Genomic DNA, 24,153 nt, shown 5'->3' with positions numbered 1-24,153 from the left:
GCGGGCAGGGCCTAGTTTCGCTCGCAACTGTTGAGTTGCGAGGGTGATATGCGATTGAAATTCCTGCTTGCTGCGGCCGGTGGCTGCCTCACCCTGGGTGCCTGCGCGAGCAATGTCGCCCAGGTGCAGACCCTGTCCAGCTATGAGCGCCTGCAGGACGCCGAGCGCGGTCTGGTGCCGGTGCGGGAATATGCTGACAGCGCGGCCATGGCGGGCGTGGTCAGCATCTATCTCCAGCGTGCAAGCGTGGCCGCAGGTGTGGCCGAGGCCTCGGGCGTGGATGCCGAGCGGCTGGACCGGGTCGCTGGGGTGCTGTCACGCACGATGTGTCGCCGGCTCGCGCGGGGCGGTTTCGAGGTGCGCAGTGATGCAGAAGGCGCCAGCCACTCGGTTGAGCTGACGATTACCGGCTTTGACGCGACCAATCCGGTCGCTGCCGGCGCTTCCGGGATTATCGGCGTTTTTGTGCCCGGTCCGCTTAACCCGCGTGTGCCGATTGGTATCGGCGCTCTCGCCGCCGAGGGCGAGCTCCTCGACGAGAGCGGTCAGCAGATCGCGGCGATGCAGTATGATGCGCGCAATCACCTGGCCTCGGGCGGCGGCACCCTGACCCTGTTGCGCGGTGATATCGGCTCCACATCCGATGGCGAGGATCTCGCCCAGTCCTTTGCGGACGCGTTCGGCGACCTGCTGGTCAATACCCGCGACGAGGCCGGCGGCCCGCGCGGGGATACGCCGCGCGGAACCTGTCCGGAATACTTCGAGGGTGAGGGCTTCGAGACCGAAGACGTGTCGCAGGACTAGTCCGGGCTCGGGCAGACGCGCAGCATGGTGAGCTGGTTGCGGCGGCGTTCGATGACTTCGAAACGCACGCCGTGGAAGCGGAAAACCTGGCCGCGTTCCGGGATGGTCTGGGCCTCGTGGATCACAAGTCCGGCCACCGTCACAGCTTCCTCGTCCGGCAGGTCCCAGTCGAGCGCACGGTTGAGATCGCGGATTGGGACGACGCCATCAACGACCCAGGTGCCGTCTTCTTCCGCTTGAATACCCTCGACCTGGATATCGTGTTCATCCTCGATCGTGCCGACAATCTCCTCGAGAATGTCTTCGAGTGTTACCAGCCCCATCAGGGCACCGTATTCATCGACGACCAGGGCAAAATGCTCGCGCTTTTCGCGGAAGGCGTTGAGCTGGTCGAGCACTTCGGTGGTTTCCGGTACAAACCAGGGATCGCGGCGAATGGCGTTGATATCGACCTGGGACGCGTCACCCTCGGCTTCGTGCAGGGCCCGGGCAAGATCGCGCACATGCAGCACGCCGGTGATGTTCTCCAGCTCGTCCTTGTAGAGCGGCAGGCGGGTATGCGGGCTGTGCAGGGCGGTGGAGACGATCTCCTCGGCCGGGCGATCCGCATCAATCATGAGGATGGATTTGCGGTGCACCATGATGTCGTCGACGGTCAGGTCACGCAGGTCCAGCACGCCACCCAGCATGTCGCGGTCATCCTTGACCACGCCGCCTTCCTCGTGGTGCAGCTCGATGGTGCCGCGCAGCTCGTCATGGGCCGACAGGACCGGGCCTTCAACCTTGGCGCCAAACAGGGTCAGCACGCCGCGCACGATGAACTGAACGCCCGCCACGATTGGTGCGAACACGCGTACGGCCAGCAGGATGGGGCGCGAGACCGCCAGCGCGAACCGGTCCGGATTGGACAGGGCATAGGTTTTCGGCAGGACCTCGGCAAAGATCAGAACCAGGAAGGTCATCACCAGGGTGGCCCAGAGAATGGCATTGCCGCCCAGCATGCGTTCGAACAATTGTCCGACGATCATCGAGGCGGCGATATTGACCAGATTATTGCCAAGCAGGATCGATCCGAGCAGGCTTTCCCCGTCTGATATCAACCGGTTGACCCGGCCGGCGGCGGGTGTTCCATCCTTCTCCAGCTGCAGCATTCGCGCACGCGACGTCGCGGTGAGAGAGGTCTCTGATCCCGAAAAGAAAGCGGACAGGCACAGCAGTCCGACGATCATGAGTGCTGGTCCGACCAGACTCCAGTCAATGCTCATTTGAGCTTTGTCTCCAGAAAGGCGACGAGGTCTTCCTCGTCTACATTGGTCTCAATGTAAGCGTTTCCGATGCCGCGCGCGAGGATGAGTGTGATACGCCCGTCCTGGTTCTTCTTGTCATCGCGCATACGGGCCACCAGGCGTCGGGCATCCCACTGTGTGTGAGCGAGCTTTCCTGCCTCGCTGGGCAGGCCGATATCGTCCAGGTGCGCGATAACCCGCGCGGCATCCTCTGCCGGGCAGACGCCCAGCTGCACCGAGTATTCAAACGCCAGCGCCATGCCGGCTGCCACGGCCTCGCCATGACGGATAACATCCTTGGGCGCCTCGGCCTCGAACGCGTGTCCGAAGGTGTGGCCCAGATTGAGCAGGGCTCGGCGACCGCGTTCCTGTTCGTCCTCGGCGACAATGCGGGCCTTGAAGGCGACGGCGGCAGCGATGGCCTGTGATAGCGCGCGGCTGTCAAACACCTGCACGCCGATCTTTTCCAGCGAGTCAAAGAGCCTGGCGTCATCGATCAGCGCTGCTTTCACGATCTCCGCATATCCCGACAGCAGTTCGCGGTCAGGCAGGGTGGTTAGCAGGCCGAGATCAGCGACGACCATCCGGGGTTGGTGGAAGGCGCCCACAAAATTCTTGCCGTGACCGGTATTGATACCGGTCTTTCCGCCCACCGAGCTGTCGACTTGCGACAGCAGCGTCGTCGGGATCTGGATGAAATTTACCCCGCGCTTGGTCACGGCCGCTGCAAATCCCGCCAGGTCGCCAATGACCCCGCCGCCCAGGGCGATGATGGTCTCGTTGCGGTCAACATTGAGATCGAGCAGGCGGCTCACCACACCTTCCAGGCCGGCGAAACTCTTGCTCGTTTCACCCGGTGGCATGGTGATGGTTTCCACGGTGAGTCCCTGGGCCGTCAGGAGGGTTTTGACACCGGCCAGGTGGTGCTGGGCGACAATCTCGTCCGTCACGATGATCGCCCGGCCACGCTGCATCATCTCGGCGACCAGCGGAGACACCGTCATCAGCGCTTCCGGGCCGATGACGACATTATAGCTGCGCTCCCCGAGGGGAATCTCGACGGTGATCAGATCAGACATTGTTCTGATTCAAGGTTTTGAGCGCTTCGACGATACGGTCAAGGGTTCCCTGGTGGGAGCTCCCGCCCGCATCGACGTGCAGATCGGCCTCGGCATAGGCCGGCGTGCGCTTGCCGAGCAGCTCGCCCAACACGGTTCTGGGGTTCTTGCCCCGCAGCAGTGGGCGGGTATCCCGGCGTTTCACACGTGCGACCAGCGTGTCGACATCAGCTGTCAGCCAGATCGAGGTCGCATGGGCCTTGATCAGCGCGCGCGTATCGGGATCGACAAAGGCACCGCCACCCAGCGCCAGCACCATGGGCGGTTCCTGCAGCAGACGGGCGATGACCTTGCGTTCGCCCTCGCGAAAGCCGGCCTCGCCGAAATCGGCAAAAATCTCGCTGACTGAACGGCCAGCGGCGCGTTCGATCTCTTCATCGGCATCGCGGAACGGCAGATCCAGCGCCTGTGCCAGGCGGCGGCCAACGGTTGTTTTTCCCACACCCATAAGGCCAATGAGGGTGATGGTTTTATCCGGCGCGCACTGCAAACTCATATCTTTGGTATAAAGCGTCTGGAAATCGCCGCAATCGCGGTTAGGCTCTTGCGCCGAAGAGTTTGCAGTGACCATGCCGGTCACGCCAGGACACGAGGGGATATTCATGCGGGGTTTTCTGATCGGTTTTGCGGTCGTTGCGGTGCTTGTCATGACAGGTTTCGGCGCGCTGGTTCTGATCGCCAACGGCATGGAGCCCACTCGTGAAGAAGTCAGAGTAGAGTTGGATGATGATTTTCCGCGCTAGCCTGCTGGTCCTCGCGCTGGGCTCCAATGCCTTTGCGCAGGATGATATCGAGGTTCAGAGCCTGGACGCCCTGGACCCGATGGAAGTCGGACTTCCCGGCGCCATTTTCGATATGACGCTGTGGGACGGCACGACGGCCATGCTGGCCCGGACCGCGCTCAGCCAGCTGCCTGCAGCCGACAGCGAGGGATATGCTTCCCGTGCGCTGGCCGAAATGTCGCGGGCGATCCTGGTCTCGGGTGGTTATCCGCCATCTGGTGCCCGCGGAGAGACCAGCCTGGCGGCCCTGCGCGCCGACCGTCTGCTGGCTGCGGGCGGGGCCTATGACGGGTTCGACCTGCTCGAGCGTACCCCCAATCTCAATCGCAGTCCGGAACTGGCGCGCCTGCACACAGATCTGGGTTTCGCCACCGATAATGTGGAGCGGGCTTGTTACACCGCGCGCGCCCTGCTGGATGAACGCGACAGCGCCTATTGGGTGCGGGTTCGCGCCCTGTGCATGGCCGCGGAAGGCCAGAACTCGGCTGCCGAGCTGACGGCGGAACTGGCCGATACGATCGAGCCCGATCCGGACTATAACCGGATGTTCTTTGCCTTCACGCTGGGGCAGATGATCGAGGACGAGATGCCGGCCGTCGACAGTGCTGTCGACATGGCGCTCTATCGTGTCACGGCGGCTGATCAGAGCGCGGGCGTTCCGTTTGCGGAAGGTACACCGGTCTGGCTGGTCAATGCGGTCGGCGAGCCGCGCCTGCCCAATTTCCTGCAGACAGATGATCCGCAAGCTGAACTCGCCCGTGCCGAGACACTGGACGGGCATCAGCGCCGGATCGCGCTGATCTCCGTGCTTGCGACACCCGGCGACAATGCCGCCGCCGCAACAGCGCTGAACCTGCTGATGACGGACGAGGCGGACCCGCTCGACGGGCTGCGCCTCTATGGCTCCGATGTGTCCAGCATCCAAGTCGATGCTGACACGCTGGTCCATGCCGAACGTTTCGCCATGGCCGCTGTCCTGGCCGGAGATATCCGCACGGCACGTCGCTGGCTCAACGGTATGGTCGATGGCCCGCCGGCCCCGGACATGATGCCGGGCGAGCTCCCGGGCAAACCCGATGTGGCGGGTGAGGTACTCGAGGGCGCAGAGGTGGCGTCGGAATGGACACCGGCATCCGCGGACCAGATCGTGGCCGTTCAACTGGCGATGGCGCTGGCGGAAGACCGGGTCGAAACGCCGTCCATGGAAGCCCTGCTGGCTGCCTATCTGGAACGTCATGGCGATACGGTGCTGGCCGATGTCATTGCCCTGCAGCGCCTCGGTGCTCCGGCGGTTGAAAACCTGCGCGGACGCCTTGCCGGTCGCGAGCCGGAAACGGTCTCGCCCTATGTGCTGGCGATGGAAGAGGCGGCTGCTGTTGGTGCCCGAGCCGAGGCCGGCCTGTTTGCCGTTGCTGCGCTCAACGCTTCGCAGGATGTCGACACCATGGCGCGCACGGCACCGGTTCTCAACGAGCTGGGACTGCGCCGGGCCATGCTTGAGCTGGTGCTTGAAAGATTGATCCAGCGATCCTCATGAGCCAGACCTCGATAGGTTTGTTCCTCGACATGATGGCCGCCGAACGTGGAGCGGCGCAGAACACGCTGGATGCCTATCGCCGCGATCTGGACGATGCTGCCGCGCGCATGGCCGCGCGAGGTGTGGATCTGGACAAGGCCGCAACAGCGGATATCGAGCGTGTGCTCGCGGACCTGCGCGCAGACGGCCTGTCACCCGCCACAGCGGCGCGGCGACTGTCCGCCCTGAAACGCTTCTACCGTTTCCTGCTCTCCGAAGGCATTCGCGCGGATGATCCCTGCCACGCGCTGAGCGGACCCAAACAGGGTCGCAGCCTGCCCAAAGTTCTCGCCGAGGCCGATGTTGATCGCCTGTTTGCCGCCTGTTCTGCCAAAACCGACGCGGCAGGATTGCGCACCCGGGCGCTGATGGAAGTGCTTTATGCGGGCGGATTGCGTGTGACCGAACTGGTCAGCCTGCCCCTCCAGGCGTTCGCCACGGGCGAGCGCATGATCTTTGTGAAGGGCAAGGGCAACAAGGAGAGGCTGGTGCCGATGACCCCGTCCGCACTGGAGGCGGTCGAGGCCTACAAGGCCGTGCGCGCCGCACACCTGCCCAAGGCGGAAGAGAACAGGAGCCGGGCCGGGAAGTTTCTCTTTCCCTCGGCGACGTCCAGGCAGGGGCACATGACCCGCGAGCGTTTCGCCCAGATCCTGCGTGAGCTCGCCATCGCAGCGGGGCTGGATCCGTCCGGGATCTCGCCGCACGTCCTGCGCCACGCCTTTGCCACCCACCTGCTCAGTCGCGGCGCGGATCTGCGCAGTGTACAGGTGCTGCTGGGCCATGCCGATGTCTCGACCACCCAGATCTATACCCATGTGCTGGACGAACGTCTGAAACAACTCGTCAACTCGGCCCACCCGCTGGCAAAAAGGGGGTGAGGTGATCTTCCCCATTCATGGGGAAGTGGGCTCGCCGAAGCCTTGGCGTAGGCGAGGTCGAAGGGTGCGAGCGCAGCGAGCGAACCTCCGTCCTTCTTCGCCAAGGCTAAGAAGGACACCTTTCCGGTGGGAAGGATTGTCGTCTCGCCGCCCGAGCGAAATTCCGTAAACACCCGTCCACTCCGCAAACCCTGTTCGCTTCCCCTGCACCCCAGCCGTATTGCGCTCTTGTGACACCCGTCGGGTCTGGTTAGTTTGCGGGCTCTTTTGCAGTGTTCAGGACAGTGGCACTAAATGTCTGATCCGACCCGTACCTATCTCGATTTCGAACGTCCGCTCGCCGAGCTTGAAGCCAAGATCGAAGAGCTGGAGAGTATTTCGCGCGCTTCCGGTGATGATGCGCCGGATACGGCTGAAGAGACCGCAAGGCTTCGTCAGAAGGCGGAAGAACAGCTCGCAGCGATTTATGGAAAGCTGGACCCGTGGCGCAAGACCCAGGTCGCGCGCCATCCTGAGCGTCCGCATTTCCGTGACTACCGCGCCGCGCTGATCGAGGATTTCGAGGAGCTGTGCGGTGACCGCCGTTTCTCCGAGGACAATGCCATTGTCGGTGGTCTGGGCCGTTTCCGCGGGCGTTCCGTTGTCGTCATGGGCCATGAAAAGGGTCACGACACCGAGAGCCGTCTGAAGCACAATTTCGGCATGGCGCGTCCGGAAGGTTATCGCAAGGCGATCCGCCTGATGGACATGGCCGAGAAGTTCAACCTGCCTGTTCTGACATTTGTCGATACGGCCGGTGCCTATCCGGGCCTGGGCGCTGAAGAGCGTGGCCAGGCGGAAGCCATTGCCCGCTCCACCGAGCGCTGCCTGTCGCTGGGTACGCCGCTGATCTCGGTCATTACGGGTGAGGGTGGTTCTGGTGGTGCTGTGGCCCTGGCCAGTGCCAACGTCGTCATGATGCTGGAACACTCCATCTATTCGGTGATTTCGCCGGAAGGCTGTGCCTCGATCCTGTGGAAGGACAGCGCTCGTGCCAAGGATGCGGCTGTCGCCATGAAGATCACCGGCCCGGACCTTCTGGGCCTGAAGATCGTCGACCAGATCATCCCCGAACCCATCGGTGGAGCGCACCGCCACGTGACCGCGACCATGCGCGCCGTGGGTGATGCGATCGAGTCCAACCTGGCCAAGATGGACGGTCTGGACGCCGCAGCCCTGCGCCAGAAACGCCGCGAGCGCTTCCTGGCCATCGGTCGTCTGGAAGCCGAGGCGGGCTAGCCTAGCGGCTCGCCCGCCAGCTCGGTCACTTCACAATATGAACCGTCCCTATGTAGTATTCTGCATGCCCGTTCGGCTGCGCCGCGTGTTGGCCATGCCCCCGCTTGCAGCCGATGAAAGGGCTCAATGGCGTCTCGAGAGATTGTTGTGAGGCGTGCTGAACGTTGCCCGAGCAGCTCGGGATATCGATATCTGAATTCAAGCCATCCGTAGCGCGCCGCTGTTTGAGAACCATACGACGCCAGGTGTATCGCGAAGTGCGGGTGTGGAGCGACATCCAGATCATACGACGCGGCCGACCTTGGGCCTGGGGAATATGAGCCGGCGGAGGTCGGGACAGAACGGGTTTCAGCGTAGGAAGCGTACTGTCGATCACAATAGGTTTCGGGCAGATTGTAGAGCTCCAGAACAAATTCCCAGACGGCACGATCGATCATCGAGCGCACCGCGGTCTGTACGGGTTCAAGTGCTCTTTCCCCGCCGCCAATATCGATGATTGAGCCATCGAGGAAAGCAAAAACGCCGGCCTCGACTTCTCGACCGCGGATCTGCTTGCGAAATGCCCGGATGCTGACGACTTCAGTCGAGCGCACATCAATCAATCTCAGATCAATGCCCACATCGATGATGTAATCGCTGTTGCGCAAGGTCACGCCGATGCCATCACGGTCTGCCGTATTGGCGAACGCATTATTGCCGCCGGATCTGATGTTGGGATTGTATTCGGTAATGCCGCCGACGAGGTAAAGGTCAGACCCCTGGATCTGGCCCTGCTCGATCCGGCGCAGCTGGTCCGGAGCGTCTCGCACCAGCCCGGACTGGGACAGTTCAAGTTCGACCTGGGGAATGCCCATGTCATAGCGCTCGACCAATCTTAGTCCGGACTGCCCGATCGCGGTCATGGCCATCAGCGTCGCGCCTTGTGTCAGCCGGCGGCCATTAAAATAGTCGTTCGTTCCGGTGAGGTCGTTGATATGGCCTACCGAAACGCGCGGCGCTTCAAAAGTCTGTTGACCTACAAAACCAGCCAAACAGGCCAGGCGCTGTGTGTATTCGGTGTCCGCGCCGACGATTTCGCTCCCTTGAAGCGGCGTAACATGGGCAACAGGGCGATTGGGGTCGATGGTCGATGCACAGCCTGCAATCAGCCCTGCTCCAAAGGCGCTGGCCAGGATATTACGGATTGGGTTGATCGTCATCGGAGCGTCCTTGGTGGTGGTTCACAACGGTGGCGTTTTGGTCTCCGGAATTGATCTGGTGGATGACGATTGTGCTGAACACAGCTCCGGTGATGTTGACGGAATTGCCTACGGCGATCGCCCGGGGACCCCGAAGCGCGATATGCTCCCCCGGTGAGGGCAGGCGATGGGAATGGTGCGATAGTCCCCCCGGCGAGCGGAGCGTGACCGCCTCGCCGTTGATGATGATGCGATTGTTGGATGCGTCTCTTGCGTAGGGATGGAAGGGCGCTTCATAGACTCGCATCATTTGAGCCCAGGGCTCGGTCTGCGGATGGCCAGCAGAAACCTGAGCGGCGGCCGAGGACCCGAGCGCCAAGCACGCGGATAGTAACAGAGCATTGGTTGCGAACATGTTTCCTCCTAAGACCTTCAATCAGGAGGGTGCATGAGCAGGTCCGATCGTTGCTCCAGTGCTTTTGATTCATAAAAATACATTTAAAACAATGGCTTGGTTTGTGTGGGTGCGCTACGATAACGTTGAGTGCTGGAGTGTTGTTCGCATTTCGCCAAATGGCCGCCTCGCAATTTGCAAGCGAACCGATGCGATATGAGTTGGCGGCCATTCTGGGGAGTGGAAGGGGCGCCAAACATATACTTCAAGGCGTTGAATTTAATCGATTTTGTTCAGCTCGCCACCCTCCCCCGAGACTGGGCTCAATTTTGAGGTCTGTCGAGCGTCGTTAAACTTGAAAAAAGGGGAAAGCGAAATGCGGAACGCCCGAAAAGTCGCGCTCTTGGTACTGGCTGGAGTTTTTTTTGTTGGATGCTGGCGGTGCGCACGCGCAATCGCGCAATGTCGATGCCACACAGGATAGTTGGGCTTACACGCGTGCCGAGTTGAATGCCGGCATACGGCGGATAGGCGAAAATGTCGATTTGACGACTGCGGCCATCAACAACTCGGCCTCAGTCTCGCTCAACCGAAGTGTGGGGCTCGATGTCTCCCAGATTGCGCGACAGGGTGCTTCTGCGATCAGCGATATCTCTGTCGTTGGTGTGGGGGAGAGTGTTTCCTCGACGGCCGCAGCGATCGGCAACTCGCTTTCAGTCGACCTGGATGGCGCGGTCCGCGCCGCAAGGCGTCGTCGGTCGGACGTTGAGGTCAACCAGGTTGCTGACGGTGCGACGCTGGCCGATCTGAACCTGTATCAGCTGCAGCGTGTTGGCGGCGATGTTGCCGGCACCAGTGCGGCACTGAGCAATTCCGCATCAGTCTCGGTGAACCGGATTCGGCGTGCTGAGCTGGGGATTGAACAGGTCGCTCGCGCGCCTTCGACTGCCGAGATGTATGCCCGGATATCGCGGGTCGGAGAGGATGTTAGCCTTACGACGGCGGCCATTGGTAATTCGGCGAGTTTGGATCTCGAACGAGTGCGCCGGGTTGGTATAGATGCGGAACAAACCAATACAGGTGCGCGTTTCGCGGAGCTCAGCTCTATCGTTCGCAAGGTTGAAGATGACGTAGATGTAACCGCAGCGGCCATCGGCAACTCGTTCTCCGCCAACTCGCTGCCCAGGTTGTCCCAAATGGATGCCAGCCTGGCACAGGGCAATACGGCTTATGTCGGCGCGGTTGCCGACATACGTGTCGGGGCGATCGGTGATGATGTGGCAGCCACGGCGGCTGCGATTGGCAACTCGCTCACCATAGCGACTGACGGCTTCTAGGGCTCGCCATCGATCGCAAACCTGAGGTCGCTACTGCCTAGGATCGCATGACCGGCAATCCCTGATAGGCGGTGACACGGCAATCCCCGCCGCGCGCGCGGATCTGTTCGCAGGCGCCGGAAGCCTCGGTCTCGTTTTGCCAGCTGCCAGCGAGCAGTCGGAAGACGACACCGCGATCCGGCGTTTGCAGACGGGTGATCCGTGCGTCGCGTCCGGCCAGGACATCGGCATACATGACCCGCAGCTCACGCCAGTCCTGGTTGGCCTGCCAGACGGTGTGCTGCGATGCGATGTGCAGGCCATACCCGTTGGCGGGCGGCAATTGTGCCTCAGGCAATTGGGTCTGCACCGGCGCTGCGGTGTTGGCCATTTGTTGCTGTTGTGGAGCGGGCTGCGCGGCAGGCGCAGCCGCCGCGGTCTGGCGCTGGATCGCGATGGCGGGCTGGCCCCCCACGCAGGATCCCGATTCCAGATCATAGAGCATGCCCATGAACTCGAAGACTGCGCGGTCGATCATGCTGCGTACAGCGGTCTGAACCGGTTCCAGTGCCCGTTCGCCGCCGCCGATATCCAGCACGGTGCCATCAAGGAAGGCGTAAATACCGGCCTCAACCTCTCGGCCGCGGATCTGCTTGCGCAGGGAGCGGACGGCGAGGACTTCGGTAGAGCGGACATCAATCAGGCGCAGGTCGATGCCGACATCGACGACATAGTCGCTGCCACCGACAGCCAGGGCGCCACCGGTTTCTCCGCTGGTATTGGCGAAGGCATTGGTGCCGCTGGAGCGGATATTCGGATTGAACTCGGTGATACCGCCTACGAGATAAAGATCGGCGCCCTCCATTTGTCCCTGTTGAACCGTGCGCAGGACATTTGGCGCATCGCGCAGCAGACCGCTCTGGGCATAGTCCAGCTCGACCTGGACCACGCCCATGTCGAAACGCTCAACCAGACGCATGCCGGCTTCCGACGTCGCTGTAATTGCCATCAGCGTTGCACCCTGCGTCAGGCGACGACCCGATAGATAGTCTTCTGCTCCGGTAAGGTCAGAGATGTGACCTACCGCAACACGCGGTGCCGGATAGGGCTGAGCGCGTGCATAATCTGACAGGCATTGCAGGGCGGCGCTGTAGTCGCTGGTGACTTCCATCACCGGGCTCCCCGACAAGGGCTGGACATGGGCGACCGGCTCGTTCGGGTCAATGCTTGTGGCGCAGGCCGAAAGGGTGAGCGCGCTGAGCAGCGGGGCGATCAATCGCGACATCTCAGTTCCCCCCGTCCTGTTCGGTACCATTCACATTGACCGTCTGCGATGCGTTATTGGTCTGGTTGATGATGATCGTGCTGCCAAACGTGCCGTTGATCGAGACGCTGTTACCGATGCTGACGGCCGTGACACCGGCTGCACCCAGCGTGGAGTTCGGCAGGGTGGATCCGCCCGGGCTGGCGATGCTGCCGGAGCGGCGCGCCGGATTGGATGTACCGGACCCGATCACCTGGCCGTTTATGACAATGCGATTGCCGTTCTCGTCCCGGGCCGGTGGCGTGTAGGGGCGCGAGGCGTCGCCGGCATTCATGCCATAGGGCTGGGTCTGCGGTGTGCCCTGTTGCGCGTTCGACTGGGCGTTCGCAGGCATGCTGGCGGCCAGGGCGCCCACAAGAGCTATATAATATAGTGGGTAACTCATTTTGCGCTCCAAAATAAAAACTTGACCACCACGCTGCAACGAGGGGGCCAGCAGGAGAGCGTCCGCACTGTAATTTGATTCAATTTTTAATAAAAACAACCAGTTGAGTGATTTCGCGATATTTCGTTAAGGTTAAGTCTTCGTAAATATTCACCTGAGAATAAGCCGAGATAGATAAAATTCTACAGATTTTGTCGCCTGGTGCGCGAGTTGAATATTCTTATTACGGCTATGAATTGAGTGGGAAAAATATGAAACAGTTCAAATTGGCACGATCGAAATCTTAAGACTTGATCAACCAAACGATGTGCCCGGATGAAACAAATTAAAATATTGTGTGCCGAAATTTGAGTTAATTTTGCCGCGAAAACTTGATCTTTTTAACCATTTCCTCGACGGCCGATGATTGCGGGCAAAATTCGTATTTGTTTTTAATACGATGAAGTATTTTAACCCCCTGTAAAGCTTAACGTATCGGTTACGAATTGGGTGGGCCGTCAATTGCGACTTTCCAGGTGCTGCCGGACGGGGGTTCGGCGAACATCAAGTTGGAAGGATCCACACATGACAACCAAGACTCTTTATAAGTACGCCGCGTCCGCACTCGCCCTTGCTGCTTTCGCCGGAACAGCGATCGCCCAGGACCGCACGATCAACAATGTTCAGTCAAACTGGGCACAGGCGCGTGCGCAGCTCAACTCCGACATCGAGAACATCAATGGTGAGGTCTCGTTGACCGCTGCGGCGATCAACAATTCCTTCTCCGCGGATGTGGCCGGTGACGCCCAGATCCGCAATGCGCAGTACACGATCCGCGGTGCGGCGGCGGAACTGAACGCTGACATCGACGGTGTGACTGGCAATGTCTCAACGACGGCGGCTGCCATTGGAAACTCCGCCAGCATTGCTGCCGAAGGTGATTATGCATCCGTCAACAACTACCAGGCCGCCATTGGCAATTTCGATGCGGACCTCAATATCGGTGTTGACGGTGTCGCCGGAGATGTAAGCGGTACGGCCGCTGCGATCGGTAACTCGCTGTCTGTTGAAGTCGCCGGTTCGGGCGCCAACCTGAACAATCGCCAGTTTTTCCGTGGTGATGCCGTATCCGAACTGAATGGTCATGTCGAGAACGTGACGGGCGAGGTCGCCCTGACGTCGGCGGCAATTGCAAACTCCGCCTCGTTCCAGATCGAGTCCACCGACTGGGCGAATGTCAATAACTACCAGACCACGAATATCGACCCGCGCGCCTATTCCAACGTTGGTGTTGAGGATGTTGCGGGCGATGTCACTTCGACGACGGCGGCGATCTCCAACTCGCTCAGCGTTTCCACACTGCCGAATACGGCTGATGTGAACATCAATTCCACGCAGCTGAACAATGCTTATACCGGCGCTGTTGCGAACGCGACGATTGCGGATGTGAGCGGTGATGTCTCGGCAACCGCAGCCGCCATCGGCAACTCTGTATCGGTGAGTTCCATCACCGACTTCTAGTCCAAGCGCATTCCAGGGACGGATGCGATGACAGCCCTCAAACTCCATTGCATCACAGGTAGCCGGTTCTGTTCCCACAGAGCCGGCTACTGCCTGTCCGCAAGGCGCTACAGCGTGATTTCAAGCCAGGGCAATTCCCGCCCCTTGAACACGTCGGACGGGCGCATGGCGACCCGTTTGGCGCCCATGTGAAGATAGGCCGGTTCGGCATAGGGATCGGACAGGATCGTCATGACCGTCTCGCCGCGGGCACGCAGCAGATCCTTGGCGTGTTCGAACAGGAGCTGGCCAACACCCTGGCCGATCGCGGTGGGCGAGATGAAAAGCAGGTCCAGCGAGCCGTGATCACTGCCCGGCTCGATCTGGCAGACGCCCAGAACTTCGCCATCCTCGCTCTCGGCAACCGTGGCACGGCCTTCGCGGATGGCCTCGGCGGTGACACGCAGATGCGGCGCGACGGCGTCCATGAATTCGGCATCATATCCCCAGACCGCCTTGGACTTGAGGCAGAGTTCGGAGAGCTGGTCTTCCTCGCCGGTACGGGCCGGGCGGAGTTTGGGGGCGGTCACGGGCGTTTGGCTCCAAAAATCAGGCGCGAGGCTTGCTGCTCGGCCGAGCGGGGGATGAAGGCTTCACTGGCACTGCCGTGGCAGTGCGTGATCTCGCCGACAAGAATGGCGGTCCCGTCAGTATAGAGGTCAACGCGCACGAATTCGAACGGCTGGGCCAGTCGCCCTGCCAGATCAAGCAGCGCGTCCAGATTGGCCGGGCAAGGATGATCCTGGTCGGTGCCCTCGTAACACAGCGAGAACGGCAGGCGATTCCACGCCGTGTCGAACAGCTGGCGTGTGTGCCGGGTCTGGCGATCCAGATCACACTGGATCATGCGAGGCTCGCCGCGATGGCAGAAGATCTTGTAATCGGTAGGCTCGGTCTGACCAAAGATCAGGGTCTCGACAATAATGCGCGGCGGCAGTCCCTGATAGTTCGCTTCCCGGCTGATCCGGTAATAGTCCTCGTCGAGCCAGCCCACGATCTCCTCGCGGTCGATCTCTTCGCCGCCTGTGCGCAGGATCACGTGCTGGCTGGAATGTGCCGGCTTGACCACGCAGATCGGCGGGAAGTCGAAACTGCGGATCTCGTCTGCCGTGTTCAGCACCGCCAGAGTTGGCACGACATGCTGCTGTCCTGCCAGCTGGGCGATATAGGACTTGGCCTCGACCTTGTCCGTCGTGCGCTTGCGCAAGGCATCGCGCAGGGTGCCATCGGTCTTGATACGGTAGAGCACATCGTTGAACAGCATCTGGTCGCGCGGCAGGCGGCCCTGGGTCCACACGAATTTGAGCGTCCCAGCCAGCCAGTCCCCGAAACCGGAAGCCGGCAGAAGGTGGAACAGCACGTTCCGGAGACGCGTCTTGAAGCCCGGACGGCTGGATCGTGGGGCATGTGCGGGCCTCGATGCATGCGTCAGATTCTCCGCTGAAGCCCCCTGAAACATCAGCCGTGACATTTCCTGTTCTGCCTCTGCGGGGTGGAATTGTTCGGACGCGTTGCCGTGAATATGGGTCAACTCCCCGAACACGTATTCGTCTCTCCTGCAGAACACATCGATGCGGACGAAATAGAAATCCCTCGCCAGGCGTTCGACATCGCGCAGAAGCGGCTCCAGGCAGTCGGGAGCGGGTCGGGTTGAGTTGAGAACCGGCATGCCCAGTGAGCAATCCAGCGGTTCCCACCGTCTGGTGTAAAAGCGCGCGAGGTCCTTGGAGTGGTTCGGTTCATGCAGGATCGCCCGCACTTTCCCCTTGAAACAGAAAAATCGGAAATCTTCCGGGTCCTCCCGGTTGAAAACCAGGGGTTCGACGATGATCTTGCGCTCCAACGGGCGGTACTGGGCCTCGCGGCTGCGCATATAGAAATCATCATCCAGCCAGGAAGCGATCATCGCCGGATCGATGGGGTCACCCTTGTAGCGGATATAGAATTTGCCACTCGAATGCGTCGCCTTGATCACACAGACCTCGGGATAGTCAAAGTTGTGGACCTCTTCCGGCGTTCGCAGGATAGCCAGGGTCGGCACAGTGTGCTCGCGGCCCACACGCTCGGCGACATACGCCTTGGCCAATTCCTTGTCTGCGGTCAGCACCTGCTGGGGCGTCGGAAAGGCCCTGTCAGTCTTCATCCGGTAGAGCACGTCGTTCAAGCGCATCTGGCGAGATGGCAAGCGCCCATTATTCTTGATGAATTTGGCGAAGGCGAAGACTCGATCCCAGAACCGGCCCCGTGGCAGGGGCCAAAATTGCGTATGCGATCGACCCTGATGCATTCTTCCTTGGGTCCCCCCCCCCCGAAACCTTGCAGAAGGTGTTGTGGGGCAAAGGAAACGGTGAATCAACACTTGCGCCGTTTGCGCGCGAACTTTCTCCGGCTGGAGATGACGGAACAAACAAAACAGCCGCCCCGGAAGGAGCGGCTGTTGTGATTGTCTATGCCGGTGCGGACCTAGTTGTTGAGGGCGCCATGGCAGTGTTTGTACTTCTTGCCGGAGCCACACGGGCAGGGGGCGTTGCGGGCGACACGGCCCCAGGTCTCCGGCTTGTTCGGATCCAGTGCCGTCGGGGCACGACGATGCGTCGGCGCGACGCGCGGAGCGACGGGTGCTCCACCGGGACCATCCATCTCGTTGCGGCCGGTGCGTGGATCGATATGCGTCTCGGTCAGACCCTGCGGCGGTTGTGGCGGTGCCGGTGCACGCTCGAAACGGACCATCATCAGACGCGCAGTTACTTCGGAACGAAGTCCATCCATCATGCGTTCGAACATGGTGAAGGCTTCAGTCTTGAACTCGTTCAGCGGGTTGCGCTGGGCATACGAACGCAGGCCAATCATGGAACGCATTGCGTCGAGGCCCTGAAGGTGTTCGCGCCAGTTGAGATCGATCGCGCTCAGAAGGAAGCGTTTCTCGATTGTACGCATCAGATCCGGCCCGGCCTCTTCCGCTTTTGAAGCGTAGACCTTATCGGCTTCCGCGCTCAGACGCTCCAGGATCTCCTCGTCGGCAATACCGTCTTCCTGCGCCCACTCCTTGATCGGCTGTTCAAAGCCGAACGTCTTGCTGAACTCCTCGTTCAGGCCCTGGATGTCCCAGGAGTCCGCATAGGCTTTCGGCGGGATGTGGCGCTCCACCATGTCCTCAAGCGTCTGGTGGCGCATGTCGCTGATAACGTCAGAGACATCGTCCGCTGTCATGAATTCAATGCGTTGTTCAAAGATCGCCTTGCGCTGGTCATTCATCACGTCGTCGTATTTGAGGACGTTCTTGCGGATGTCGAAATTGCGTTGTTCGACCTTGCGCTGCGAGGTTTCCAGGGCCTTGGACATCCACGGGTGCTGGATGGCCTCGCCTTCCTTCATGCCCAGCGTGCGCATGATACCGTCAAGACGTTCCGGCGCGAAGATGCGCAGCAGGTCGTCCTGGACGGAAATGAAGAATTTTGAGCGACCCGGATCACCCTGGCGGCCGGTACGACCACGCAGCTGGTTATCGATACGGCGGCTCTCGTGGCGTTCGGTCGCGAGAACATAAAGACCGCCGGCATTGAGCGCGGTTTCCTTCTTGGACGCAATGTCAGCCACGATCTTCTCGCGCTGTTCGGCAATTTCGGCCTCGGTGAGAGCCTTGCCGGCCTTTTCCATTTCGGTCTGCCAGCCGGACAGGCGCATCTCGACATTGCCGCCGAGCTGGATATCGGTACCGCGGCCAGCCATGTTGGTGGCGATGGTCACTGCCCCGGGAACACCGGCTTCCGCGACGATCAGGGCTTCCTGCTCGTGGTAGCGGGCGTTGAGGACCTGGTGATCAATCGGGATAAGCTTGAGCATTTCCGGCAGCGGACGGGCATCCGGACGACCGGTCTTCCTGAATTCCTCGACGGATTTTTCGTCCTTCGGGTAGAGATGGCCCAGCGCCTTGCGGAAGCTCGCCTTGTCGCTCAGCAGCATGGAGAGCTGTTCCGACTTCTCGATGGAGACCGTACCGACGAGGACGGGCTGGCCGCGCTCCTGGCAATCGACGATATCGTCGATGATGGAGGCGTATTTTTCCTCATAGGTCCGGTAGACCTCGTCCTCATTGTCGATACGGGCAATCGGACGATTGGTCGGGATTTCAACAACACCAAGCTTGTAGATGTCGTGAAATTCCTCGGCCTCGGTCGCCGCTGTACCGGTCATGCCGGACAGCTTGCCGTAGAGGCGGAAATAGTTCTGGAAGGTGATCGAGGCCAGGGTCTGGTTTTCCGGCTGGATCTGGGCGCCTTCCTTGGCCTCGATGGCCTGGTGCAGGCCTTCGGACAGGCGGCGGCCCGGCATCATGCGGCCGGTGAACTCATCAATCAGGACAACGGCATTGTCCTTGATGATGTAATCCTTGTCGCGATTGAACAGCTTGTGGGCCTTCATCGCCTGGTTGACGTGGTGCACGACCATGACGTTGTCGACGTCATAGAGGTCCGCATCCTCGGCGATCATCTCGCGCTCTTTCAGGATGCGCTCGATCTCTTCATTACCCTCTTCCGTCAGCAGGATGGAGCGGGCCTTCTCGTCGATCTCGAAACACTCATCGCCCAGAAGCGGAATGAGTTCGTTGATCTTGAGGTAGAACTCGGTCTTGTCCTCGGTCGGGCCGGAGATGATCAGCGGCGTACGCGCCTCGTCGACCAGGATTGAATCGACCTCGTCCACGATGGCGTAGGCGTGACCGCGCTGCACCATGTTTTCCGTGGAATGTTCCATGTTGTCGCGCAGATAGTCGAAGCCGAGCTCGTTATTGGTGCCGTAGGTGATGTCACAGGCATAGGCGTCGCGACGCTCATCCTTCTGCATGCCATTGGTGATCACGCCGGTTGTCATGCCCAGCTGGGCGTAGACCTTGCCCATCCATTCGGCATCGCGCTGGGCCAGGTAGTCGTTGACCGTGACGACATGCACACCCTTGCCTGGCAAGGCGTTGAGGTAACAGGCGAGGGTCGCGACGAGGGTCTTGCCCTCACCGGTCTTCATCTCGGCGATCGAGCCCTGATTGAGGACCATGCCGCCCATCATCTGGACATCATAGTGACGCAGGCCGAGTGCGCGCTTGGCGCCTTCCCGAACCGTTGCGAACGCTTCCGGCAACAGGTCGTCGAGCTTTTCGCCCTTTTCCAGACGGTCCCGGAACTCCTGGGTCTTGGCCTTGAGCTCGTCGTCGGACAGAGATTGAAAGTCCGGCTCTAGAGCATTGATTTTCTCTACCGTCGGTTTCATGCGACGGATGAGACGATCATTTGCGGTGCCGAAAAGTTTGCGGACGATGGACAGCATGAGTTTGTGCTTTGCGAACTATATAAAAGGGCCAGCGCTCCCTACCACGGATCTGCAAGAAGTGGCACTGACACTAGCATTGCTTTGAAACCTTGAGCTGACTTAAGGATGGGGCGAGTGTGTGTCAATCAATCGGCGCGGCTATCAGTCTTTGTTACGGGGCGGTAAGTGATGAAAATTTCGACCTTTTCTTCGGTTTCAGCCGCACTGCTACTGGTTGCGTCGCTGAGCGCGTGCGGTCCTGAGCCCCGGCAAACGACCGAGGAAATTGTCAGCGAGAGCGAGATCGTCCAGCCCGACGAGATCGATCCGGTGATCGCCCGGGTCAATGACAGCATGATCCGGCTGTCCGATGTACATCGAGAATTCCAGGCGCGTGATTACGATCTGGCCGCCATGCCGGAGCGCGGTACGGAAGTTTTTGACGCGGTGGTTGGCGAACTGGTGGACCAGAAACTGCTGGCACTCGAAGCGCGCAGCCGCGGCCTGCACCGCAGCCCGGAAGCGCGCCGCCGCATGGCCCAGGCCGAGGAGCAGATCCTGGGCAATGTCCTGCTGGAGAGCGAGATCGACGAAGCGACTTCGCCGGAAATGATCGAGCGTATCTACCAGGAACAGGTGCGCATGGTCCCGCGTGACGACGAAATCATGGCGCGCCACATTCTCGTGGAGACCCGGGAGCAGGCCGACGCAGCCCGGGCGCTGCTCGATGCGGGTGAGGATTTCGCTGATCTGGCTGTTCGGATCAGCCTGGATCACGCCACGCGACTGGATGGTGGCAGTCTGGGCTATTTCACGCGCTCGGGTGTTTCCAGTGTTTTTGGCGAGGTGGCTTTTGCCACCCCGGTCGGCGAGGTTTCGCGTCCCTTCGAGACGGAATTCGGCTGGCATTTGCTGACCGTTGTCGATCGTCGTCGCCAACCCGCGCCTTCGTTCGAGACGCTGCAGCAGCGTATCGTCGAGATCCGGATGTTCGAGCGCATCAATGAATTGCTGGTCGAGCTGCGGGACGGGGCCGAAATCACGATCATCCAACCCGCTCCGGCGGAGGTTGAGGGCGGGGATGTATCCGATCCCAACCCTGCCGAGACGCCTGAATAAGGCTTGATTAACCGTGTTTCTGCACCGGTCTTTAAGGGAGATTGCCCATAATGAATGACCAAGGCCCCAAAAAGGTCCTCTACGTTGTTGCGTGTGCCTTGCTCGATGCGGATGGCCGCATCCTGCTCACACGACGTCCCGAGGGCAAACCCATGGCGGGGCTGTGGGAGTTTCCGGGCGGCAAGATCGAGCCCGGAGAAACGCCGGAACAGGCCGCGATCCGCGAGCTGAGAGAGGAATTGAGTGTTGAGCCCTGTGAGAGATGCCTGCATCCCTTCGCATTCGTTTCGCACCCTTATGACGATTTCCACATCGTCATGCCGCTCTTCCTGTGCCGTACTTGGGATGGTTTCCCGCAACCCAATGAAGGCCAGGAACTGGCCTGGGTCCGCAAGGAAAACCTCCGCAAATACCCCATGCCGGCTGCTGACATGCCGCTGGCAGCGGAAATAAGGGACCGGTTATGAGACAGTTGATGCGCAAATTCCTGGCTTGCGAACACGGTGGTTCGGCGATCGAGTATTCACTGATCGCAGTGCTGATTTCCATTGCCGGAGTGGCAGCGCTCATGCTGATCGGACCGGCGGTGATGACCATGTTCACGGACGCTGGCGGCGCTTTCTAACCACCCGCCTTTTCACCGGCCGAATGTTCCTTGACGCCCAGCGCGTCCGCCAGTCGTGTCGTGGCCGAGCCCGGACGCTTGGCCCGGGGCTGGTCGGGGTGCGGCGCCCAGCCGCCAAAATGCACGATCTCGAAACTTGCCCGAATCCGCCCATCCGCGTCCGCAAAACGGTCTGCGTAGATTTCGGCTGTTCGCATCATCAGGGCGCGTGTCGCCGGCTTGCGGCTGCGCTCGGCGAGAATATTCGTTTCGCCCATTCCACGGAGATCGTGCATCAACTTGAAAACATTGTCATAACGCACGGTGACACGATCGATGTCTGCGACGGGCATGGCAAAGCCTGCGCGCTGTAGCAGAGCCGCCATGTCGAAGGTCCCAGCGAGGGGAGAGACGCGGGCGCTGGCACCGCCGGTCAGTTCGCTCTCGGCGGTCATCAGTGACTGGCGAAGCTCGGTCAGCGAGGCGCCACCGAACAGGGCTCCGGCGAAAAATCCGTCCGGTTTCAAGGCGCGGTTGATCTGGACCAGCACGCCGGGCAGGTCGTTGGTCCAGTGCAGGTTCATCGGCGCCAGGACCAGGTCCAGCGAATGTTCGGCGACCGGCAGGTATTCCTCATCGATGGCGAGGGCCGGGTGGCCAAGCCGCGCAGCCACTGCAGGTGCCAGATCGCTCTGGGCCAGCCAGCCAATCTTTCCGGCTGCCGAGCGCTGGGCGAGCTCCTCGCGCAGATCCGGCCCACCCCCCAGGATGAGGGCACGGTCGAAATCGCGGGTAATGCTCTCCACCCGATCCAGCATGTCGTCAAAAGCCCGCTTCGCGAGGAAGCTGTAATGCGATAGATTGCCCGCTGCGCGGTTGCGGCGGTGTTTCAGCAATGCGCGGTCGAACAGCTGGGGAGGAAGATCGGTCATGCCTGTGCATATACCCTCTTTGCCGGCGATATGAAGATGTCGGCGCCGTGGCGTGCAGTATTGAGTGAAGCCCAGAATCTGATCTGGCCACCGCTATGCCCCGTGTCTCACCAGCCGGTGCGGGCACATGGCGAGCTGGCGGCAGAGGCCTGGTCCCGCCTGCGATTTGTCGCCGACCCGCTGTGCAGGACCTGCGGGCTGCCTTTTGACTACCCGTTTGGCGGAGCCGATGTCACGGGTAGGTTTTGTGCCAGCTGCATCGCCAGACCACCATATTATGACCGGGCCCGTGCGCCACTGGTTTATGACGAGGTGTCGCGGGATCTTGTTCTGCCGCTCAAACATGCTGACCGGCGCGAGAGTGTGGAGCGTTTCGCGCGCTGGATGTGGATGAGTATCGGCCGACAGGTCCAGGATGGGGCCTTGATTTTGCCCGTGCCGCTGCACTGGAAACGCCTGATGAAGCGTCGTTACAACCAGGCGGGACTTCTGGCCCGGGCGATGGCGCGGCAGGCGGGGTTGGGTTTCGAGCCGGATCTTCTCCTGCGCCGGAAGGCGACGCCCAGCCAGGCGGGTCAGGGCGCCCGCTCGCGCAAGCGCAATGTGTCAGGCGCGTTTGAACTGACCGGTAAGCTTGAGGGCCAGGATATCCTGCTGGTCGATGATGTGCTCACCACTGGGGCAACGGTGAATGCCTGCGCCAGTCTGCTCAAGCGATCTGGATCGGGGCGTGTGGACGTCGTGACACTTTGCCGAGTTGTAAGAGAAACAGATCTGACTATTTAGGGAGCAAAGGAGAATTCTATGTCCCAAGTCACGATCTATACGCGCTCGATGTGCGGTTACTGCGCCCGCGCTGTCGCGCTGTTGAAAGAGAAGAAGGCTGATTTCACCGAGATCGACGCCGGCATGAATGCCGCGGCGCGCCGGGAAATGTTCGAGAAGTCCAATGGCAGCCGTACCTTCCCGCAGATCTTTGTCGGCGATACTCACATTGGTGGATGCGACGACATGATGGCGCTGGAACGTGCCGGCAAGCTCGACGCCATGCTCGCTGCGGATCTCTGATCCATGCGCTGCGCCCTTATCCAGATGCGTTCGGGTATCGACCCGCAGGCCAATATCGAGACGGCCTGCGAGATGATCCGTCGGGCTGCCGCGGAGGGCGCGGAGTTTATCGCGACGCCGGAGACAACTCATCTGGTGCAGAAGGATGCCGATCAGGCCTTTGCCGTCATGAAGCCCGAGGCAGATGAGCCTGCCATCCCGGCTTTCTCGGCGCTGGCGAAAGAGCTGGGTATCACGCTGTTGATCGGTTCGCTGGCCATATGGCTGGGCGAGCGCAAGGCCGCCAATCGCTCTTTCCTGTTTGGGCCCGAGGGCGAGGTCCTGGCGCGATATGACAAGGCGCACATGTTCGATGTCGGCCTGGGCCAGGGCGAGACTTATCGCGAGAGCGCAAACTATCAGGCCGGTGAGACGCTCAGCGTGACCGATCTGGGCGGGGCCCGGCTGGGGCTGTCCATCTGTTATGATGTGCGCTTTGCCTATCTTTACCGGGCGCTGGCAAGGGCGGGGGCGGAGATCATCTCCGTGCCGGCGGCCTTTACCCGTCCGACCGGGCGGGCGCACTGGGAGGTCCTGTTGCGCGCCCGGGCGATAGAGACCGGCAGCTATGTCATCGCACCCGCCCAGGGCGGGCTGCACGAGGATGGGCGCAAGACCTGGGGGCATTCGATGATCGTTGGCCCGTGGGGCGAGATCGTCGCCCAGCTGGAGCATGCGGAACCTGGTATCTTGCACGCCGATCTGGATCTGCGAAAAGTGGCCGAGGCACGCCGGCGGATCCCTGCGCTGGAGCATGATCGTGCGTTAACCCTCCAGGCAGCGTTTCGCGAGAGACTGGAGCAATGATCAAATACGCCCTGCTTTGCGACCAGGACCATGAATTCGAGGCCTGGTTCTCCAATTCGGCATCCTATGACGACCAGGTCGCTCGCAATCTGGTCGAATGCCCGCATTGCGGCTCGCTGGACGTGCGCAAGGCGCTGATGGCGCCTGCAGTGCGCACCTCGCGCGAACGCGAGGCCTCGCCGGAGGAACAGGTCAAGCAGATGGCCTCGAAAGTCCGCGCGCATATCCGGGACAATTACGACTATGTCGGCGATGAATTCGCCTCGGAAGCCAGGGCCATGCATGAGGGCGAGAAGCCGGAACGGCTGATCTATGGCGAGACCTCTGCCGAGGAGAGCAAGGCCCTGAAGGATGATGGCGTACCGGTCACCCCGCTGCCGGATGCCTTTGCCCCGACACCGCCCAAGAAAGCAAACTGA

At 60.9% G+C, this 24,153-nt stretch carries 25 protein-coding genes; 14 read left to right on the top strand and 11 right to left on the bottom strand.

From position 1 onward, the window contains the following. The first annotated feature begins 48 nt into the window (after positions 1-48). On the top strand, positions 49-804 hold the full coding sequence (locus SIC17_RS04610; protein WP_291894395.1) for a DUF3313 family protein: 756 nt from the start codon (positions 49-51) through the stop codon (positions 802-804). Here SIC17_RS04610 and SIC17_RS04605 read toward each other — a convergent pair. Genes SIC17_RS04605 through SIC17_RS04595 form a run of 3 tightly spaced genes read right to left on the bottom strand, consistent with a single transcriptional unit; the run spans position 801 to position 3,704 of the window. Next, a complete protein-coding gene (locus tag SIC17_RS04605; protein WP_291894392.1) occupies positions 801-2,069 on the bottom strand; it encodes an HlyC/CorC family transporter in 1,269 nt (422 codons plus the stop codon). The genes SIC17_RS04610 and SIC17_RS04605 overlap by 4 nt on opposite strands. Then, complete coding sequence (gene aroB, locus SIC17_RS04600; RefSeq protein WP_412546519.1) at positions 2,066-3,169, bottom strand: 3-dehydroquinate synthase; 1,104 nt, start codon at positions 3,167-3,169, stop codon at positions 2,066-2,068. Before aroB ends, SIC17_RS04605 begins: the two co-directional genes overlap by 4 nt. Further along, the gene (locus SIC17_RS04595; RefSeq protein WP_366940091.1) at positions 3,162-3,704 is read right to left on the bottom strand and encodes a shikimate kinase; all 543 of its coding nucleotides are present in this window, start codon (positions 3,702-3,704) and stop codon (positions 3,162-3,164) included. The genes aroB and SIC17_RS04595 overlap by 8 nt, the downstream gene beginning before the upstream one ends. Positions 3,705-3,810: 106 nt before the next feature. Here SIC17_RS04595 and SIC17_RS04590 point away from each other — a divergent pair, with 106 nt between their 5' ends. The 4 genes from SIC17_RS04590 (at position 3,811) to SIC17_RS04575 (ending at position 7,725) form a co-directional block, all read left to right on the top strand. Then, positions 3,811-3,951, top strand: a complete 141-nt coding sequence (locus SIC17_RS04590) for a hypothetical protein (RefSeq protein WP_291894385.1) — start codon at positions 3,811-3,813, stop codon at positions 3,949-3,951. Next, complete coding sequence (locus SIC17_RS04585) at positions 3,935-5,527, top strand: hypothetical protein (protein ID WP_412546518.1); 1,593 nt, start codon at positions 3,935-3,937, stop codon at positions 5,525-5,527. Before SIC17_RS04590 ends, SIC17_RS04585 begins: the two co-directional genes overlap by 17 nt. Continuing rightward, positions 5,524-6,447: a site-specific tyrosine recombinase XerD gene (gene xerD / locus SIC17_RS04580; RefSeq protein ID WP_412546517.1), complete on the top strand. Its 924-nt coding sequence runs from the start codon at positions 5,524-5,526 to the stop codon at positions 6,445-6,447. The genes SIC17_RS04585 and xerD overlap by 4 nt, the downstream gene beginning before the upstream one ends. A gap of 294 nt (positions 6,448-6,741) precedes the next feature. Beyond that, a complete protein-coding gene (locus SIC17_RS04575; RefSeq protein WP_291894376.1) occupies positions 6,742-7,725 on the top strand; it encodes an acetyl-CoA carboxylase carboxyltransferase subunit alpha in 984 nt (327 codons plus the stop codon). Here the strand turns inward: SIC17_RS04575 and SIC17_RS04570 are convergent. Beyond that, the gene (locus tag SIC17_RS04570; protein WP_412546516.1) at positions 7,722-8,924 is read right to left on the bottom strand and encodes a CsgG/HfaB family protein; all 1,203 of its coding nucleotides are present in this window, start codon (positions 8,922-8,924) and stop codon (positions 7,722-7,724) included. The genes SIC17_RS04575 and SIC17_RS04570 overlap by 4 nt on opposite strands. After that, positions 8,902-9,318, bottom strand: a complete 417-nt coding sequence (locus tag SIC17_RS04565; protein WP_291894369.1) for a hypothetical protein — start codon at positions 9,316-9,318, stop codon at positions 8,902-8,904. The genes SIC17_RS04570 and SIC17_RS04565 overlap by 23 nt, the downstream gene beginning before the upstream one ends. A 404-nt stretch (positions 9,319-9,722) precedes the next feature. Here SIC17_RS04565 and SIC17_RS04560 point away from each other — a divergent pair, with 404 nt between their 5' ends. After that, entirely contained in the window at positions 9,723-10,634 is a 912-nt protein-coding gene (locus SIC17_RS04560) for a hypothetical protein (protein ID WP_412546515.1), read from the top strand. A gap of 37 nt (positions 10,635-10,671) precedes the next feature. Here the strand turns inward: SIC17_RS04560 and SIC17_RS04555 are convergent, their stop codons facing one another. Continuing rightward, positions 10,672-11,898 (bottom strand): CsgG/HfaB family protein, encoded by a 1,227-nt coding sequence (locus SIC17_RS04555; protein WP_291894363.1) that lies wholly within the window; start codon positions 11,896-11,898, stop codon positions 10,672-10,674. 1 nt (position 11,899) lies between these two features. Continuing rightward, positions 11,900-12,322, bottom strand: coding sequence for a hypothetical protein (locus SIC17_RS04550; RefSeq protein ID WP_291894360.1), 423 nt, complete (start codon positions 12,320-12,322; stop codon positions 11,900-11,902). 564 nt (positions 12,323-12,886) lie between these two features. On the opposite strand from SIC17_RS04550, the gene SIC17_RS04545 reads away from it, so the two are divergent. Continuing rightward, the gene (locus SIC17_RS04545; protein WP_412546514.1) at positions 12,887-13,822 is read left to right on the top strand and encodes a hypothetical protein; all 936 of its coding nucleotides are present in this window, start codon (positions 12,887-12,889) and stop codon (positions 13,820-13,822) included. A 107-nt stretch (positions 13,823-13,929) separates the two neighbouring features. On the opposite strand, the gene SIC17_RS04540 is transcribed toward SIC17_RS04545, so the two are convergent. The 3 genes from SIC17_RS04540 to secA form a co-directional block, all read right to left on the bottom strand. After that, positions 13,930-14,391: a GNAT family N-acetyltransferase gene (locus SIC17_RS04540; protein WP_291894354.1), complete on the bottom strand. Its 462-nt coding sequence runs from the start codon at positions 14,389-14,391 to the stop codon at positions 13,930-13,932. After that, a complete protein-coding gene (locus SIC17_RS04535; RefSeq protein WP_412546513.1) occupies positions 14,388-16,031 on the bottom strand; it encodes an ATP-grasp fold amidoligase family protein in 1,644 nt (547 codons plus the stop codon). Before SIC17_RS04535 ends, SIC17_RS04540 begins: the two co-directional genes overlap by 4 nt. A gap of 293 nt (positions 16,032-16,324) precedes the next feature. Next, entirely contained in the window at positions 16,325-19,183 is a 2,859-nt protein-coding gene (gene secA, locus SIC17_RS04530; protein ID WP_291894351.1) for a preprotein translocase subunit SecA, read from the bottom strand. Between the two features lie 171 nt (positions 19,184-19,354). Between secA and SIC17_RS04525 the strand changes: the two genes are divergently transcribed. From SIC17_RS04525 to SIC17_RS04515, 3 genes are read left to right on the top strand one after another with little or no spacing between them, the layout of a single operon-like run. After that, positions 19,355-20,284 carry a peptidylprolyl isomerase gene (locus SIC17_RS04525; protein ID WP_412546512.1) on the top strand — a complete coding sequence of 310 codons (930 nt, stop codon included), beginning with the start codon at positions 19,355-19,357 and terminating at the stop codon, positions 20,282-20,284. A 50-nt stretch (positions 20,285-20,334) separates the two neighbouring features. Continuing rightward, complete coding sequence (mutT, locus tag SIC17_RS04520; protein WP_291894344.1) at positions 20,335-20,751, top strand: 8-oxo-dGTP diphosphatase MutT; 417 nt, start codon at positions 20,335-20,337, stop codon at positions 20,749-20,751. After that, a complete protein-coding gene (locus SIC17_RS04515; RefSeq protein WP_291894342.1) occupies positions 20,748-20,909 on the top strand; it encodes a Flp family type IVb pilin in 162 nt (53 codons plus the stop codon). The genes mutT and SIC17_RS04515 overlap by 4 nt, the downstream gene beginning before the upstream one ends. On the opposite strand, the gene SIC17_RS04510 is transcribed toward SIC17_RS04515, so the two are convergent. Beyond that, positions 20,906-21,820, bottom strand: a complete 915-nt coding sequence (locus SIC17_RS04510) for a methyltransferase domain-containing protein (RefSeq protein ID WP_291894339.1) — start codon at positions 21,818-21,820, stop codon at positions 20,906-20,908. The genes SIC17_RS04515 and SIC17_RS04510 overlap by 4 nt on opposite strands. Positions 21,821-21,856: 36 nt before the next feature. Between SIC17_RS04510 and SIC17_RS04505 the strand changes: the two genes are divergently transcribed. The 4 genes from SIC17_RS04505 to SIC17_RS04490 are packed head-to-tail and all read left to right on the top strand — an operon-like array spanning position 21,857 to position 24,153. After that, positions 21,857-22,606: a ComF family protein gene (locus SIC17_RS04505; RefSeq protein ID WP_291894336.1), complete on the top strand. Its 750-nt coding sequence runs from the start codon at positions 21,857-21,859 to the stop codon at positions 22,604-22,606. Between the two features lie 18 nt (positions 22,607-22,624). Next, positions 22,625-22,888: a glutaredoxin 3 gene (grxC, locus tag SIC17_RS04500; protein ID WP_291894334.1), complete on the top strand. Its 264-nt coding sequence runs from the start codon at positions 22,625-22,627 to the stop codon at positions 22,886-22,888. A gap of 3 nt (positions 22,889-22,891) precedes the next feature. Then, complete coding sequence (locus tag SIC17_RS04495) at positions 22,892-23,734, top strand: carbon-nitrogen hydrolase family protein (protein ID WP_412546511.1); 843 nt, start codon at positions 22,892-22,894, stop codon at positions 23,732-23,734. Further along, positions 23,731-24,153 carry a DUF1178 family protein gene (locus SIC17_RS04490; protein WP_412546510.1) on the top strand — a complete coding sequence of 141 codons (423 nt, stop codon included), beginning with the start codon at positions 23,731-23,733 and terminating at the stop codon, positions 24,151-24,153. The genes SIC17_RS04495 and SIC17_RS04490 overlap by 4 nt, the downstream gene beginning before the upstream one ends.

This window comes from Maricaulis sp. MIT060901 (assembly GCF_047123815.1).
Classification (GTDB): domain Bacteria; phylum Pseudomonadota; class Alphaproteobacteria; order Caulobacterales; family Maricaulaceae; genus Maricaulis.
This window is presented reverse-complemented; position numbering and strand designations above follow the sequence as displayed.

What these genes read in the sequence shown, in the direction of transcription:
- SIC17_RS04555 (WP_291894363.1), bottom strand. Translation starts at nt 11,898, where the DNA reads ATGTCGCGATTGATCGCCCCGCTGCTCAGCGCGCTCACCCTTTCGGCC.
- SIC17_RS04510 (WP_291894339.1), bottom strand. Translation starts at nt 21,820, where the DNA reads ATGACCGATCTTCCTCCCCAGCTGTTCGACCGCGCATTGCTGAAACAC.
- SIC17_RS04525 (WP_412546512.1), top strand. Translation starts at nt 19,355, where the DNA reads ATGAAAATTTCGACCTTTTCTTCGGTTTCAGCCGCACTGCTACTGGTT.
- SIC17_RS04490 (WP_412546510.1), top strand. Translation starts at nt 23,731, where the DNA reads ATGATCAAATACGCCCTGCTTTGCGACCAGGACCATGAATTCGAGGCC.
- SIC17_RS04595 (WP_366940091.1), bottom strand. Translation starts at nt 3,704, where the DNA reads ATGAGTTTGCAGTGCGCGCCGGATAAAACCATCACCCTCATTGGCCTT.
- SIC17_RS04515 (WP_291894342.1), top strand. Translation starts at nt 20,748, where the DNA reads ATGAGACAGTTGATGCGCAAATTCCTGGCTTGCGAACACGGTGGTTCG.
- xerD (WP_412546517.1), top strand. Translation starts at nt 5,524, where the DNA reads ATGAGCCAGACCTCGATAGGTTTGTTCCTCGACATGATGGCCGCCGAA.
- SIC17_RS04585 (WP_412546518.1), top strand. Translation starts at nt 3,935, where the DNA reads ATGATTTTCCGCGCTAGCCTGCTGGTCCTCGCGCTGGGCTCCAATGCC.
- SIC17_RS04545 (WP_412546514.1), top strand. Translation starts at nt 12,887, where the DNA reads ATGACAACCAAGACTCTTTATAAGTACGCCGCGTCCGCACTCGCCCTT.
- SIC17_RS04575 (WP_291894376.1), top strand. Translation starts at nt 6,742, where the DNA reads ATGTCTGATCCGACCCGTACCTATCTCGATTTCGAACGTCCGCTCGCC.
- SIC17_RS04565 (WP_291894369.1), bottom strand. Translation starts at nt 9,318, where the DNA reads ATGTTCGCAACCAATGCTCTGTTACTATCCGCGTGCTTGGCGCTCGGG.
- secA (WP_291894351.1), bottom strand. Translation starts at nt 19,183, where the DNA reads ATGCTGTCCATCGTCCGCAAACTTTTCGGCACCGCAAATGATCGTCTC.
- SIC17_RS04550 (WP_291894360.1), bottom strand. Translation starts at nt 12,322, where the DNA reads ATGAGTTACCCACTATATTATATAGCTCTTGTGGGCGCCCTGGCCGCC.
- aroB (WP_412546519.1), bottom strand. Translation starts at nt 3,169, where the DNA reads ATGTCTGATCTGATCACCGTCGAGATTCCCCTCGGGGAGCGCAGCTAT.
- SIC17_RS04535 (WP_412546513.1), bottom strand. Translation starts at nt 16,031, where the DNA reads ATGCGCTTGAACGACGTGCTCTACCGGATGAAGACTGACAGGGCCTTT.
- SIC17_RS04570 (WP_412546516.1), bottom strand. Translation starts at nt 8,924, where the DNA reads ATGACGATCAACCCAATCCGTAATATCCTGGCCAGCGCCTTTGGAGCA.
- SIC17_RS04605 (WP_291894392.1), bottom strand. Translation starts at nt 2,069, where the DNA reads ATGAGCATTGACTGGAGTCTGGTCGGACCAGCACTCATGATCGTCGGA.
- grxC (WP_291894334.1), top strand. Translation starts at nt 22,625, where the DNA reads ATGTCCCAAGTCACGATCTATACGCGCTCGATGTGCGGTTACTGCGCC.
- SIC17_RS04495 (WP_412546511.1), top strand. Translation starts at nt 22,892, where the DNA reads ATGCGCTGCGCCCTTATCCAGATGCGTTCGGGTATCGACCCGCAGGCC.
- mutT (WP_291894344.1), top strand. Translation starts at nt 20,335, where the DNA reads ATGAATGACCAAGGCCCCAAAAAGGTCCTCTACGTTGTTGCGTGTGCC.
- SIC17_RS04590 (WP_291894385.1), top strand. Translation starts at nt 3,811, where the DNA reads ATGCGGGGTTTTCTGATCGGTTTTGCGGTCGTTGCGGTGCTTGTCATG.
- SIC17_RS04505 (WP_291894336.1), top strand. Translation starts at nt 21,857, where the DNA reads ATGTCGGCGCCGTGGCGTGCAGTATTGAGTGAAGCCCAGAATCTGATC.
- SIC17_RS04610 (WP_291894395.1), top strand. Translation starts at nt 49, where the DNA reads ATGCGATTGAAATTCCTGCTTGCTGCGGCCGGTGGCTGCCTCACCCTG.